The organism is Pontibacter sp. YIM B11418 (genome assembly GCF_059278805.1).
In genome coordinates, this window is the sequence record NZ_JCAEMH010000002.1 from 1 (window position 1) to 12,341 (window position 12,341).

Below are 12,341 nucleotides of genomic sequence, written 5' to 3' on the forward strand. Positions count from 1 at the left end.
AGGCTCTTTTTTTTCATCTTAATTAGAAGTTAAATGTGAATCCAAAAGATAGCCCTTATCCGCTGCTTTTTAAAACCAGCTACCGAAGGTTTAGTGCAACCACACCTAAACTTTAGCTACGCCACCGCAAAGCCCAGTACGTTATACTAGAGAACTAATTCACCTCCCCCACATACTCTAAAAACCCCACCTCCCTCTATGAAAACAACCTCTACCCTACTATGCCTGCTTATTGCCATCACATTTGCAGTACCAGTCCAGGCACAGGACTGTAAGTGTGCTGATGCGTTTGAGCAGGCGGTGCAGGTATACGAAAACGACTATGCCCTATTTCACATCAAAGTAACAGACCAAAATAGGGAGCTATACCTTGCAAACAAAGCTGTGTACCGCGACAAGGCCAAGGCTGTCACAGCCATAGAGGACTGCCTGCCTGTACTGAAGCAATGGTTGGCGTTTTTCAGGGATGGGCACAACAATATAAAATTCACCGGAGTCAATGGAATTCAGCAATTGCGCGAGCACATAAAAGTAGACAGAGCCACTTTTATCACTGACCTGAAGAAGATACAGAAGAAGAAAGCATACCAGGCTAATGACCTGCTGGGTATCTGGAAGTATGGCGCTTATGAAGTGGGCATCATGCCTAACCCCAGGACAAGTGACCGCAAGCGGGATTTTGTTGGGGTGGTCCTCGAAAGCAATAATGCCATCTGGAAAACAGGAGATGTGCGTTTTGAGCTGAACCAGGTATACGGAAATGATTATGAGGCCGTGTACTACATGGATGACAACAGCAGCCGACAGTTTAAAACAAAACTGCAGAGCCCCGAAAAGCTGGAATTCGAGTCTTATAACACCTGGCACAAGGTATGGCCCGCTGCCAAAGGAACAAAATCACCAGAAGAGATCGCGCGCTACAGCGACTTTCACTTCAGGATGTTAGAGGGTGATGTACCCTACATACGCTTCCCGGTTTTCTATGAGAAACAACCCGCCTTTGTTGACAGTCTACTCAAAGCCCATCACCAGGAACTGATCAAGGCAGAATTCATCATTATCGATGTGCGGGATAATAATGGCGGAAACGACGCCGTATACCTGCCGGTGCTGCCTTATGTATTATCCGGTCCTGTACAGATCCCCAACATTGGCACCTGGCTGTCGGAGGGCAATTTAAAATCGCTGCTGGCTGGCAAAGATCCTGAGAAGATGGATAAGGCCGATAAGGCAGAGTATGATTACGTGATGTCATTAAAAAACACGATGTTCTGGTATAATCAGGAAAAATATGCCCGCACCTACAAGCCCGATACCCTTTATGCACCACATCAAAAAGCGGCTGTGCTGATAAACGGGAAAACGATCAGTTCCGGCGAGACCTTCGTGTACAGGGCCCGCCAAAGCGACAAAGTGATCTTGTATGGACAGAACACGGCCGGTATTGTCGATGGTTTTATGGTGCTGACCAAAAACATCGACTGCTTTGATCTGCGCTACCCTTCCACCCTTCGAGCCCGTGATGTGGCCGAAAATCCGATTGACCCTTACGGTATGGCCCCTGACGTATACGTGAGCCCGGATACAGACATACTCGAACTCAGCATACAGCACATGCGGCAGTTGCTGAAAGCTGGTAAAACACACCCCTCTAATTAGGTATACCTGATATACCTTTTCTTATTTCTGAAATACGCACTCGTGGTTTACTTAACCACGAGCAGGTACTTTCATGTGCTAAGCAATTCGTTATTTGCAAACTACTCTCCTCAATTCCGTACAAAACCAAACAGTGTATGGTGGCTCCTGAAAAATCGGGGTGAGTACCTTAATTTCAGCAAATATGATCTACATCGTGATGGGAGTAACAGGAAGTGGCAAAACCACGGTCGGCCAGAAACTTGCCGGCAGGCTGCGGCTCCCTTTTTATGATGCAGACGATTACCACCCCCGGCAGAGCATTGACAAGATGCGCCAAGGTATACCTTTGAACGACCAGGACCGGGCACCCTGGCTGGCACAGTTGGCCGGTTTGATTCCTTTTTGGGAAACAAATGGAGGTGCCGTATTGGCCTGCTCTGCCCTGAAGGAGGATTACCGCAAAAAGCTGCAAACTGTTCCGGGCATTAGCTGGATCTACCTGGATGGTTCCCGCGACACCATCCTGAAGCGACTGCAGACGCGGCATGCGCACTTCATGCCGCCTGCCATGTTGGAGTCGCAGTTGCAAGCGCTGGAGAAGCCAGCCTACGGCATTCACGTCGATGTTTCCTTAAGTCCTGAGCAGATCGTGCAGGAAGTAATGACTAAACTAAAGCATATGAACCCACAATCAGAATTTGGTGTGATCGGCCTTGGTGTGATGGGCAAAAGCCTGGCCCTGAACCTGGCCAGTCATGGTGTGCGTGTTGCAGTATATAACCGACACCTGCCGGGTAAAGAAGAAGGTATAGCCGAACAGTTAATTTCCGAAAACCCTTCCTTCACTAATATAAAAGGCTTTGACCAGCTTGAAGAGTTTGTGCAGTCGCTGGAAAAGCCGCGCAAAGTGCTTCTGATGATCTTTGCTGGCGCCATAGACGCGCAGCTGGAAGCACTCATCCCGCTGCTGGAGCCAGGCGATGTGGTGATTGACGGTGGTAACTCCTATTATAAAGATACGACAAGGCGTACTGCTCTGCTCTCCGGCAAAGGGCTGCACTTCGTGGGTACCGGCATATCCGGTGGTGAGGAAGGCGCCCGCAAAGGCCCGTCCATTATGCCCGGCGGTCCGCGTGAAGGATATGAACAGATAGCCAAATACCTAGAGCTGATCGCGGCCCGGGACAGCAAGGGCAAGCCTTGTACCACCTACATTGGACCTGACGGAGCCGGACATTTCGTGAAGATAGTGCATAACGGGATAGAGTATGCCGAGATGCAGGCATTGACGGAGGTTTATTCGCTCTTACGCTATATGCTAGGTAAAGCGACCGCAGATATTGTTACCATTTTTTCAGATTGGCAAAAAAATGGTTTGGGAAGTTACCTGCTGGAGATCACAATTGACATTCTGCAGAAGAAGGAAGGTGACGAACTACTGCTCGACAAAATACTGGATCAGGCTGAGCAGAAAGGCACCGGGGGCTGGTCGTCAGCTGTAGCCTTGGAGTACGGCGTACCGTACGACACCCTTTCAGCCGCCGTAATGTCCCGGGCGCTTTCCGCCATAAAAACCGAACGGGTAAAAGCGGCAGACCTCTACCAGAAACAAAACCCTAATGTTACGATCGATGAAAACAGCTTTGTTCAAAGTCTGAAGCAAACCTACCAGGTAACCCGCATTATCAATCACGAGATCGGCTTTAGCTTAATGCGTGAAGTGTCTGTGCAACTGGACTGGAACCTGAACTTAAGCGAAATTGCCCGCATTTGGACCAACGGCTGCATTATTCGCTCTGAGCTGATGGAAGAGCTGGTAGAAATCTACCAGCAGGAGCAGCGCCTGCTCATGGCCCCTCCTATCGTTGATCGGATCCGAAACGCGCGGCAGGGTTTTGCTTCTGTCGTGTCGCTGGGACTACAGTACGGTATACCGCTGCCGGTGCTCTCTGCTGCCTTAAATTATTTCTTAGGGTATAGTACCGCTGACTCAGCGGCCAACCTGATACAGGCGCAGCGGGATTACTTCGGAGCGCACACTTACCAGCGCAAGGACAAACCAACCGGAGAGTACTTTCATACTAACTGGAAAGATTGAATAAATACTGGATAAATATAGTGTTTAAACATCTTTTTAAAATTACATCACAAGTGATATAAGTCACTTCTGCCGCTGACTACCGTCATAAGAATAGAAGAGTTACTGGTGTTCTTTTGTGAACATAAAGACACTCTAACAGCTATTCTTATGAAACGGTCACATTTACCAAAAGCAATACGGCTGGCCATGATGGGCATTTTCTGCCTCGGCGTCGCCTCTTCCTGTGGCACCAAGACCACAAATGCTGAAATCTTAAGCTCCCTCAACGAATCGGCCGCTCCCACTGAGATGCCCGTGATCGAAGCGGAGTTGACGGATGCCCCACTTGTTCCGGCTCCTATCACCCGCAGGCACCCGGCCAAAGTGGTGGTGCGCCTGGAGGTGACCGAAGTAGTGAAGAAACTGGCTGACGGCGTAGACTATACCTTCTGGACCTTCGGCGGCTCAGTGCCGGGCAAGTTCATCCGCGTACGCCAGAACGACGAGGTGGAGTTTCACCTCATGAACCACCCCGACAGCAAAAACCCACACAATATTGACCTGCATGCCGTGACCGGCCCGGGCGGCGGCGCTGCTGCCACTTTCACAGCGCCTGGCCAGGAAACAGTGTTCAACTTCAAAGCCCTCAACCCTGGCCTGTACGTGTACCATTGCGCCACAGCGCCGGTAGGTATGCACATCGCCAACGGTATGTATGGCCTGATCATGGTGGAGCCGGAAGAAGGTATGGCGCCTGTTGACAAGGAGTACTACGTGATGCAGGGTGATTTTTACACCAAGGGAGGTTTCGGTGCGCCTGGCCTGCAGCCTTTCGACATGGAGAAAGCCCTGGACGAAAGACCCTCTTATGTAGTGTTCAACGGCTCTGTGGGCTCTATGACAGGCGACAATGCCATCACCGCCAAGGTAGGTGACAAAGTACGTCTCTTCGTGGGCAACGGCGGTCCTAACCTGGTATCCAGTTTCCACGTCATCGGTGAGATCTTTGACAATGTATATGTAGAAGGTGGCTCAACCGTGAACAAAAATGTGCAGACCACGCTGGTGCCTGCTGGTGGCTCCGCTATAACAGAATTTAAGGCAGATGTGCCAGGCAACTATGTGCTGGTAGACCACTCCATCTTCAGAACCTTCAACAAAGGCGCACTGGGTATGCTGAAAGTAGAAGGACCGGACAACCTGGCGGTATTCTCCGGACAGACCGAGCAGAAGATTTACCTGCCAGAAGGCTCTACCGTGCAAGAAATGCCGAAGTCTAACACACCGAAAGCTGCCTTTGCCTCTAACAAGGACATGCGCCTCGAACTGGGCAAAACCCTCTACGCGCAGAACTGCCAGGCCTGTCACCAGGCAGAAGGCCAAGGTATTAAAGGCGCCTTCCCTCCGCTTGCCAAGTCTGACTACCTGAATGCCGACGTAGATCGCTCTATTGGGGTAGTAGCCCACGGTCTGGAAGGCCAGATCAAAGTGAACGGCGAGGTATACAACAGCACCATGCCGAAGCTGAAACTGTCTGACGAAGAGATCGCTAACGTGATGACCTATGTGGTAAACAGCTGGGGTAACAAAGGTGGTGAGATCACACCGGAGCAGGTGAAAAAAGCCAAAGCCAAGTACAAGCACTAATCCTTAACAAGTATCAATCATGCGACGACTTCTGACAATCTTGCTGATGCTCGGAGCCTGTAGTATAGCACAAGCACAAAAGGGCTCTCCTGCCGACATGGTTCATGTGAAGGGAGGCACTTTTGTGCCGCTTTACGGCAGCAACAACCAGGCTGTGACGGTGCAGGGCTTCCAGATGGACAAGTACCCGGTCACCAATGCCCAGTATGAGGCTTTTGTAAGCAAATATCCGAAATGGCAGAAGTCAGAAGTAAAGGCGCTTTTTGCAGATGCCGGCTACCTGAAGCACTGGGCCAGCCCGCTGGGTGTGGGTACTGCTGCAGACAAGCTCAAAGACAGCCCCGTGATCAACGTGTCGTGGTTTGCAGCCAAGGCTTACTGCGAGTGCCAAGGCAAGCGACTACCTACTGTAAACGAATGGGAGTTTGCCGCACTGGCCAGCGAATCGAAAAAGGATGCTTCCAGCGAGCCCAGCTTTTACCAGCGCAGCCTTGATTGGTACAGCCAGCCAAACCCGAAGTACCTGCCACCCGTGAAGGACGCCTTTAAAAACTACTACGGCCTTTACGGTATGATAGGACTGGTATGGGAATGGACCTCTGATTTCAACTCCGCTCTGATCGTGGGTGAGTCCAGACAAAACGCCAGCATGGACAGGCAACTGTTCTGCGGAGCCGGATCGACCGGAGCCAGTGATGTGAAAAATTATGTGGCCTTTATGCGCTACGCCTTCCGCTCCAGCCTCAAAGCCAACTACACGGTGGCTAACCTGGGCTTTAGATGCGCGCAGGATGTACCTGCACAGACCACTGCCAAAAAATAATCTGATTGTAATGAAACGCTATACCTTATACCTGTTCATGTTGATTGCTCTTGGTTTCACAGCCTGTCAGCAGGAAGTGGCCCATGAAGAAGACAGCTGCTGCACCAAACCACTGGCCGCTGAAGAGCTGCCCGACGGCACCAGCAACCTGGCTATACCTACTGCCGGGCTGACCGATATGTCGCTTTACCAACTGGAATCTGGCTGGCAGAACCAGAACGCTCAAGCCTTGAAGCTCCAGGAATTCCAGGGCAAAGTGCAGCTGGTAGCCATGGTCTATACCCACTGCGGGTATGCCTGTCCCCGCATCATTGCCGACCTGAAGCGCATCGAGATGGGACTAGACCAATACAAGCGGGAAGACATCGGGATCGTGCTCGTGACCATGGACCCTGCCCGCGACACACCGGAGCGCCTGCTGGACTTCGCTAAGTCCAACAACCTGGACCCGAAGCGCTGGACTTTGCTAACCAGCGAGCAGGATAATATCCGGGAACTGGCAGCCCTGTTGAACATGAAGTACAAAGTAGAACTCGACGGCGAGATCTCCCACTCCAACATCATCACGGTGCTCAATGAAAACGGCGAGATCATCCACCAGGCCGAAGGACTCGGCGTAGAACCGGATGAAACGGTTAATGCCATAAAAGGCCTTCTGCAGAAGATTTGAGGTATAGCCATCAATTAAAAAATCCCTGGACTGCATTCAAATGCATTGTCCAGGGATTTTTGTTTGTAGTAATTGATCAGAACTTTCTCTATGACGAGGCTCCCCACCAGAGAATGCTCTTAATTTAATATAAGGCTCTTCGAAATATCCATGTCCCGAAGCAATCTGTTGGGGATGTCCACATCCCCGTGCGTAGGTTTACAGCTACACGGGGATTAGGACATCCTCTACTGTTTGTTTTCGGATTGATAAATCCGAAAGAGCCTGTGTTTACGAAGAAAGACGGCATCAGGTATCCCGTGCCGTTTCGTGAAGGATTACAGGTTCACGATTCTGACAGGTCGCGACCCCATGCCGTCAAATTAAGATTTTTGTCATTTCGACACTTGAGAGAAATCTGAATTAGTGTGAAAATTATGAAAGAACCCAGATCTCTCCTATCGTCGAGATGACAGCTTAAGTTAATCATTGCTTAAGTTGACAGCATGGGGTCGCGATCTGTCCCTACAATATACCATCGTGACTCCTAACTCACGCGGGCACTCATTCTCTCAATCAGTAACTTACCAAAACACTCATTCACTAAATTAATTACCCCTGTTTCCCTCTCATCTGCTTCTCCATCGCATCCCACATTTCCTGCGGAATCTGGTCAAAGGAGTTGAATTCGCCGGCGCCGTACAGCCACTCGCCACCGTCGATCGTCACTACTTCACCGTTCACAAAGGCAGCGTAATCTGATACTAAGTAGGCGGCCAGGTTAGCCAGTTCCTGGTGCTCGCCGAAGCGGCCGACAGGTATACGCTTCAACGGGTCGAGTTTGTCGGCGAGTTGTTTTGGGAAAAGACGGGTCCAGGCGCCTTCGGTCGGGAAAGGCCCGGGAGCGATGGCGTTGGAGCGGATGCCGTATTTGGCCCACTCAGAAGCTAAGGAGCGCGTCATGGCCAGCACGCCGGCTTTGGCGCAGGCAGAAGGCACTACATAGCCGGAACCGGTCCAGGCGTAAGTGGTCACAATGTTGAGGATGGTTCCCTCCTGCTTCTGCTCAATCCAGTGTTTGCCTAGCGCCAGGGTACAGTTGTAGCTTCCCTTGAGGACGATGTCGGTGATCACGTCGAAGGCTTTGTGGCTGAGGCGCTCTGTCGGGCTCACGAAATTGCCGGCCGCATTGTTCACCAGCACATCTACTCTGCCGAATTTGTCGAGCGTGGCCTGCAGCATGGCTTCGATTTCGTTGTACTTGCGCACGTCGCACACGACCGGCAACACCTGTCCGCCGGTTTCTTGCATCAGCTCTTGGGCGGCTTTATCGAGCACATCCTGTTTGCGGCTGCAGATCACGGCGTTGGCACCGAGCTCCAGAAAATATTTTGTCATGGAGCGGCCAAGGCCGGTGCCGCCACCCGTTACCACAATGGTTTTGCCTTTCAGCGCGCCTTCTTTCAGCATAGGTTCTGCCTTCATTGTCTTATTTTGTTTGTTTTAAAAAGCTAACGTATAATTGTCAGGGCTGACTAGCTAAAGATAAGAACCAAAGGCGAAAATAAGAGTAAAAGAAGCATTCTTTTGCTGAAGCAATTTAAAACTATGGATCTAAAAACTATTGAAGCAGAACTGAAGGCGGCAACGGACGGACTGCTCATGATGAGCGAAACCGACGCCCCCTTTGAGTTTTATCACGCCGAAAACTTCCGGCACGAGAAACTGGACAAAGACACCGTGCTACGACTGGCGGGCATGCCCGCCGAATATCCTTTCGAGGAACTGGAGTTAGGTTATTTTTTCCGGAACATGACCCAAGCAAGACCAGAGGCAGGTGAAGAAGGTATGCAGCAGGCAAACCGCTTCCAGCACCTGGAAAAGAAACTGCACGAGCTCTTAAACGATGTGAAGGTATACCGCGTCGGTGAAACGCAGAAAATGGTGCTGATACTTGGCCGCACATCCGATGGGGAGATTGCCGGCCTCAAAACCTTGGTAGTCGAAACCTGATCAAACGAAAAAATCCCCGACTAGTACAGCCGGGGATTTTTTTATAGCTTGAAAGAGCACCTATACCTTAAGATGTCGGGCCGTTGTCCGCCCGGGCCTCTATCACTTCCTGAACCGCAGCAGACACATTGGAGAGCACATCATAGCCCGTCTTGGACTCGATCGCATCTACAGTCGTGCGGTAGGTTGCCCAACTGGTGCTGATGCTGTTGGAGTTCGGGGTGTCGATCGCGATTACGCGGGTGCTGTTTGTCACGCGACCCACATCATTTGTGCCCTCCGGCAGCACCACGATCACTTTCCATATCCGGCTCGGCACCGTTACCTTGCCGCCCGCCAGTGTCTCCTTGTAGCCAGCGCTACCTGTCCCGCCTTTGCCATATTGCCCCATGATGATGTAGAGTTCATTGCCCTGGCTTACCAGTTTGCGGCAATAGTTCTCCAGATTGGCCCAGGTCTGCTGGTTGTTTGTCGGCGCCTGCGGAATTATGTTCGACATGAGGAAGGTCGCAGAGTTATCTATGACCGTATGCGTACGATCCGCTGACGGCGTGTTATGTCCGCGGTCAAAGCCGCTTCCTGTATAGTCTGATGGAAGCACTCTGTAAAAGCTTTCCGGCAGCGTGTTGTCGCCCCGAAAGTCATCCTGACGCGGTGTACTGCCCATCCAGGCGCTGCTCAGGTGCCAGCTCACCCAGTTAGGCGTGCCGCGGTAAGAGTTGAAAGACATGGCGTACTGTTCCTTTTGGATATAGTAATTCGAAAAACCAGTGTTTGCGTCGCTCGGATTACCCATAGCCAGGTTGTCACCTTTGGGAACCACTTCCTCTCCTTGCGAACACGATACCAACATCCATCCGACAAAGGCGAAATAGGATATGCATTTAAAGCTCTTTAGCATTTTGTAAACTTTCATTGAGGCAGTAAAATTGCCATTCTGACTCGAAGCAAGCAGTATCTGAACTTCATATTCACGAAAGTTTATATAAAAACGTAGAACAGCACTTGATTTACCCTATGTAATTGCTAGTATCTATAAATAATTGGTTCAGATTGATACTAAATGAGGCGGGCAGGATCTGTACAATAAGTTAGCAACGGTTATACCTAAAAATGATCTTGTAGCAGCTTATTGGCCGCGATAATGCCGCTCAGGCAAACGCCTACGATCCCCTGCCCCGGATAGACGGTATCCCCACAGACATAGGCGCCTTTGTGATCGAGCCGGGCGTCTTTCATTTGCCATGGCTTGATGTCGCGGTACTGCGGGTAGCCGCCCACCATGCCGTAAGCTCTTTGTGTCCAGAAGATCCAGGCGCCCGGTGTGGCTGAGTCCAGGTATAAAATGTCTTCCCGGTTCAGCATACCTAATTCCTCCATTTTGGTGATGATAGCTTCCTGCAATTGCCTTTTGTCATAAATCCGAAGAGCAGCCGGATCGGGAACGTGCGTGCTGATCGCTACTACCCGCTCCCCTGCCTTCGCTCTGAATTCGTCTGCCGGGTGACTATAACTGACAAAGATACTCTTGCTCTTGATCAGCGGCAACCCCTCTGGCACGTGCACCTGGTGGTGCAGCACAGGTATAGCAGGTGCATGGCGGAGCGCGATGGCCATGGTGAAGGCGCCATTCAGCTTCTCAGAAGGCAATAAGTAAGGCCTTAATTTCTGCCTGACCTTCTCGTCCTGAAATAACTGATAAGTGTCGTTCAGAGGAATACCACTGATCACAAAACGGGAACGGTAAGTGCCTGCCATACAACGGACTTCGTAACCGTCTGACTGAGGCACAATCTGGTTCACATGGTGCCGGTACAAAATGGTGCTGCCTTGTTTGTTCAGGTATAGCTCAAGTGCCCAGGCCAGTCCGATCATGCCACCTTCCACATAGTAGTTGCCAAACAAGGTATAGCACAGAGCAGTTGCGCCGAACAGTTCATTCACTTCCTCCAGTTGGTTTTGTGCCGTGATCAGTAGCTGCTCGTTCACGAAGTCGGTGAAAAGTTTATTGTCCAGCAGTCGATACCGTTTGAGCAGCTCGTGCATGGTTCTGAAAGCGCCCGGCAACAGAGAAAGCTGATGAGATCGAACCTGACGCAACGCGTGCCACAGGTCCTGCACATTCGAAAATGGAAACGATTGTTGCTCCAAGGACGTGCGCCATACCTGCTGGCTAACGCGGTAGCAGTGCTCCCAGAATGGCCGCTGACCCTCCGGTCCAAACACACGCTCCGCTTCTTCAATCCAGGCTTCGAGATTGCCATAGCGTGTCAGTAGTTGCCCATCCGGCAGATGCACTTGCATAGGAGTTTGAAGTTTGATCAACGGGAGTTCTATACCTATCTGATCAAGCAGGTAGCGTAAGGGCATGTGCTCGTCCAGCCCGACCAGGGTAGTGGCCCCTGTCTCAAACCAATAGCCTTTGCGTTTGTAAGAAGAGGCGCAGCCACCAGGGTACTTGGCCTGTTCCAGCACAGCTACTTTCAATCCTTTATTCGCAAGCAGGGCAGCGGCTGTGAGCGAACCAAAACCAGAGCCGATCAGGATGACATCGTACTGCATGTATGTATAAATTTAGGCTTACCTTTGTCGCAAACGTTAACAAGTGAGCTTACGGAATGTTAACTACAAAACACCAAAGCGATGCAAAAGAAAGCTGACATCAGTGTCATGGGTTGCGGCTGGCTCGGCCTTCCGCTGGCGGATGCCCTGGTACGTTCCGGCCATCGGGTAAACGGATCCACTACTTCCGAGCCAAAACTGGAGACACTCCGCCTGGCAGGTATAAATCCCTTCCAGATTAACCTTTCTGATCCACAACTTGACCAACAGGTACTCGAAGATTTTTTGGAGGCAGAGGTGCTGGTGCTCAACATCCCTCCTAAGCTTCGTGCTGATGGCGGCGAGAGTTACCTGCAACAAATGACAGTATTGCGTAAGGCACTGCTAGCTTCGCTCGTGAGCCGCGTGCTGTTCGTATCCTCGACCTCGGTATACCCAGAGCTCAACCGGATTGTGACGGAGGAAGACACCAGCTTTACCGATGAACTTGACCCGGATAATACACTCCTAAAGGTTGAACGGATGTTCCAGGACAGTGAGAACTGGGTGTGCACGGTGGTACGCTTTGGCGGACTGGTTGGAGCCAACAGGCAGCCGGGTCGCTTCCTGGCAGGCAAGCATGATCTGCCAAACGGCGATGCTCCTGTCAACATGATCCACCTCGAGGACTGCCTGAACATACTGGAGCGCATTATCGCGCAGGAAAAATGGGGCCAGGTATACAACGCCTGCGCAGACGAGCATCCGAGCCGGAGAGCTTTCTACGAAGCTGCCGCAAAAGCCCTTGACCTGGAATCCCCGACTTTTAAGGACATGGAAGAAACCCATTTTAAGCTGATCAGTAGCCAGAAATTAAAAGAAGACCTGGTCTACGTCTTCTCCTACCCCGATCCAATGGCCTTCTTTTAGCCATTTAACAATTTAGC

The 12,341-nt window shown here is 51.1% G+C and carries 10 protein-coding genes; 7 read left to right on the top strand and 3 right to left on the bottom strand.

Going from position 1 to position 12,341, the window contains the following annotated elements; all coding sequences use genetic code 11:
• Positions 1-198 precede the first annotated feature (198 nt).
• The 5 genes from AC4QZR_RS04330 (at position 199) to AC4QZR_RS04350 (ending at position 6,861) form a co-directional block, all read left to right on the top strand.
• Positions 199-1,659 (top strand): S41 family peptidase, encoded by a 1,461-nt coding sequence (locus AC4QZR_RS04330; RefSeq protein WP_494479789.1) that lies wholly within the window; start codon positions 199-201, stop codon positions 1,657-1,659.
• 184 nt (positions 1,660-1,843) lie between these two features.
• Positions 1,844-3,739, top strand: a complete 1,896-nt coding sequence (gene gnd / locus AC4QZR_RS04335) for an NADP-dependent phosphogluconate dehydrogenase (RefSeq protein WP_494479790.1) — start codon at positions 1,844-1,846, stop codon at positions 3,737-3,739.
• A gap of 150 nt (positions 3,740-3,889) precedes the next feature.
• On the top strand, positions 3,890-5,368 hold the full coding sequence (nirK, locus tag AC4QZR_RS04340; RefSeq protein ID WP_494479791.1) for a copper-containing nitrite reductase: 1,479 nt from the start codon (positions 3,890-3,892) through the stop codon (positions 5,366-5,368).
• A gap of 19 nt (positions 5,369-5,387) precedes the next feature.
• Complete coding sequence (locus AC4QZR_RS04345) at positions 5,388-6,191, top strand: formylglycine-generating enzyme family protein (protein ID WP_494479792.1); 804 nt, start codon at positions 5,388-5,390, stop codon at positions 6,189-6,191.
• Positions 6,192-6,201: 10 nt separating this feature from the next.
• Complete coding sequence (locus AC4QZR_RS04350) at positions 6,202-6,861, top strand: SCO family protein (RefSeq protein WP_494479793.1); 660 nt, start codon at positions 6,202-6,204, stop codon at positions 6,859-6,861.
• Positions 6,862-7,452: 591 nt separating this feature from the next.
• On the opposite strand, the gene AC4QZR_RS04355 is transcribed toward AC4QZR_RS04350, so the two are convergent.
• Positions 7,453-8,325, bottom strand: coding sequence for an SDR family oxidoreductase (locus AC4QZR_RS04355; RefSeq protein WP_494479794.1), 873 nt, complete (start codon positions 8,323-8,325; stop codon positions 7,453-7,455).
• 123 nt (positions 8,326-8,448) lie between these two features.
• Between AC4QZR_RS04355 and AC4QZR_RS04360 the strand changes: the two genes are divergently transcribed.
• Positions 8,449-8,853: a nuclease A inhibitor family protein gene (locus AC4QZR_RS04360; RefSeq protein WP_494479795.1), complete on the top strand. Its 405-nt coding sequence runs from the start codon at positions 8,449-8,451 to the stop codon at positions 8,851-8,853.
• 67 nt (positions 8,854-8,920) lie between these two features.
• Here the strand turns inward: AC4QZR_RS04360 and AC4QZR_RS04365 are convergent, their stop codons facing one another.
• The gene (locus tag AC4QZR_RS04365) at positions 8,921-9,754 is read right to left on the bottom strand and encodes a DNA/RNA non-specific endonuclease (protein WP_494479796.1); all 834 of its coding nucleotides are present in this window, start codon (positions 9,752-9,754) and stop codon (positions 8,921-8,923) included.
• 206 nt (positions 9,755-9,960) lie between these two features.
• Positions 9,961-11,415: a phytoene desaturase family protein gene (locus AC4QZR_RS04370; protein ID WP_494479797.1), complete on the bottom strand. Its 1,455-nt coding sequence runs from the start codon at positions 11,413-11,415 to the stop codon at positions 9,961-9,963.
• 81 nt (positions 11,416-11,496) lie between these two features.
• Here AC4QZR_RS04370 and AC4QZR_RS04375 point away from each other — a divergent pair, with 81 nt between their 5' ends.
• Positions 11,497-12,324 (top strand): SDR family oxidoreductase, encoded by an 828-nt coding sequence (locus AC4QZR_RS04375; protein ID WP_494479798.1) that lies wholly within the window; start codon positions 11,497-11,499, stop codon positions 12,322-12,324.
• Positions 12,325-12,341 lie beyond the last annotated feature (17 nt).